Source organism: Pseudoalteromonas sp. MelDa3, from assembly GCF_002863625.1.
Taxonomy (GTDB): Bacteria; Pseudomonadota; Gammaproteobacteria; order Enterobacterales; family Alteromonadaceae; genus Pseudoalteromonas; species Pseudoalteromonas arctica.
Genome location: NZ_PJBR01000184.1, coordinates 1 through 2,699, shown reverse-complemented (window position 1 = coordinate 2,699; position 2,699 = coordinate 1). Strand labels below are relative to the sequence as shown.

Below are 2,699 nucleotides of genomic sequence, written 5' to 3'. Positions count from 1 at the left end.
TTCGCCTTGTTATTACGCTATTTTCTGAGCGCTATAATAGAACACTTATTCAATGCAATTGGTATTGTTCATTATTATTTTTATTAACTATAAAATTAAAAAGGCGAAATGTCTTTAACATTTCGCCTTTGGTTCTTCATGAAAATAGTTTAGAAAGTATATGTTGCTTTCGCGTAGTAAAAGCCACCGTTAATACCAAACGGAGATGTTTCATAGTATTGACCACCCCAGTTGTTATTAGGAATTCCCGTTGCATCTGCAAAATCAAGTTTTTCAGCATCTTGGTCAAACAAGTTTTGAGCGCCTACAGAGAAGCTAACTGATTCATTTAAGAAGTAAGTTACTTCAGCATCAATAGTGACGGCAGCATCTGCTGTTTTAGCTGTTGCATCATAATCAACGTGAACACCTTGGTATTCGCCGTAGTAGTTTGCACGAGCAAATGCAGAAACTGATTCCCACTGCTGAGATAATGTGAACGTTGCACGATGATTCGGTAAGTCTTCTTCTAAGCGCTTAACTTTAAACGCACCTGTAATCTCACTAAATTGAGTTACTTCAGTATCATTCCAGTTATAAGCAAGGCTAAATGTAGAGCTACCGCCCATTAGTTCAGCTGTATAGTTTGCAACTAAATCGATACCTTGTGTTGTTGTATCAAAGTCATTTGTAAAAAAGCTTACTTGAGCAAGACCTTGTACATTAGGAACTCCAGCCGCTGTAAGTGTATCTTTATCTGCTTGGCTTAAGTTGATTTTATCTGATTGGCTAATACGGTCATCTACTTGAATGTTGTAGTAATCAAGCGTTAAAAATAACTCGCCGATTGTGTATACGGCACCAAGCGTATAGCTTTGTGATTCTTCCGGCTCAAGCTCTGTACCACCTAATTGCACTGCAATTGGGTTTGTTGGTGGAAGAAGCGCTGAGTCTTGTAATACGCCGCTGTCTAAGCTTGTTTGTACGTTACTTACGTTAGCTTGACCAACTGTCGGTGCACGGAAACCGCTACTTACAGAGCCACGAATATTTAAATCTTCAGTTAAATGGTATTGAGCCATTACTTTGTAGTTAGTTGTAGTACCAAAGCTGTCGTAGTCTTCAAAGCGAAGCGCCACACCCATTAGGAAATCTTCAGTGAACGGTGCTTCAACATCAACGTATGCTGCATAGTTACGACGAGAAAACTCACCTGCTTGTGATGGTTTAAAACCAGGGAAGCCGTTAGAGCCAATACCAAAACCTTGTTCTGTTAAAGGGCCTGCAGTGTAAGATGCTTCATCACCAGAAATGATAGTGAATGTTTCTTCGTGCCATTCAAAACCACCGGCAATATTTACATCATAAGCTAAACCAAAGTCGACACCCTTTGATAAATCAAAGTTAAAGTTTTTCTCTAGTTGCTCATATTTACCTGGGCTGAAATCACGTGGTGTATCTGCACCTAAAGAGGCATTAACTGTATCGTAAATAAAGTAACGTGATTCATTTAAGCCCACAGTACCGCTTAAGTCATAGTAAGTATCTTTTAAGAAACCACCAGTGAATCGCCCTTTAGTACCTATAGTTAAAGAAGTATCAGTAATGTTGCCGCCAAAGTTAGGTGTAAAACCACCTGGAAGCGATTCGTTAAATGCAAAACAATCTGGGTTGTTCGCTACACCATTTATATAAGCTGGATCATCTAGTACGTTGCCATCTGTTATTGCAATAGTAGGACAGTTAGCGCTCATATCAGGTGTTAAATCTGCAACAAGCAGAGTTTCGCCACCATCATTTGAATAAACACCAGAACGCGTTTGTGGGTTACGGTAGTAAAAGCCACCACGTACATCACGTTCAGAGTAGTTACCAAACATGTAAAATTCAGAATCGTTAGTGAGCTCTAAACCCACGTTACCAAAAATTGTAATATCGTCATCAACTTCTGGTGCGCCCCATACTTGTGCTAGCGAAGATACATCAGGAACACCGGCAGCTGAAAGAGCTGCAGCATCGGCACGCTGAACTGAGCGGCTTGTTGCATCTGCTGTTTTGTATTGAAAACTTAAATTAGCAAAGCCATTGTCGGTAAAAGGTAAACCCACGTTACCCGACACTTGTGTTGTATCCCCATCACCTTCATAAAATTGACCATGGCGAATTTCTAATTTACCGCCTTCTGAAGCGTCTTTTAACTGGAAGTTCATTACACCGGCAATTGCATCAGAACCATACTGTGCTGCTGCGCCATCACGAAGTACTTCTACTTGTTTAATAGCAATGCTTGGAATAACTGAAATATCTGCGCCTTGCGCGCCATCGTTAATACCACCGCCTAAAAATGCAATTACAGAAGCACGATGACGACGTTTGCCGTTTAAAAGAACCAATGTGCTGTCTGATGGTAAACCACGTAAGTTAGCTGGGCGAACAAGAGAGGCCGCATCGCTAATAGGATTTTGATGTACGTTAAAAGATGGCACTGCACCTTTTAATAGCTCAAGCATGTCGGTATTGCCTGATCTTTCTAATTCTTCGCCACCAATGATATCGATTGGCACCGGTGAATCACCGATTGAACGTGGAGCTGAACGCGTACCTACTACGGCAATTTTCTCTACGTTTTTGTTTACTTTAGTTTGTTGTTGCTCGTCTGCTGCAACAGCAGTACCTGAAAAAAACAACCCTGCAGTGGTTGTAGCTAAAGCAAATTTGAT

General features: G+C 40.8%; 1 protein-coding gene. It reads right to left on the bottom strand.

Features of this window, described 5'->3' with window-relative positions:
• Nucleotides 1-149: 149 nt before the first annotated feature.
• Nucleotides 150-2,699, bottom strand: a 2,550-nt coding sequence (locus CXF89_RS18890) for a TonB-dependent receptor plug domain-containing protein (RefSeq protein WP_121955457.1), incomplete at its 5' end; no start/stop codon positions are given.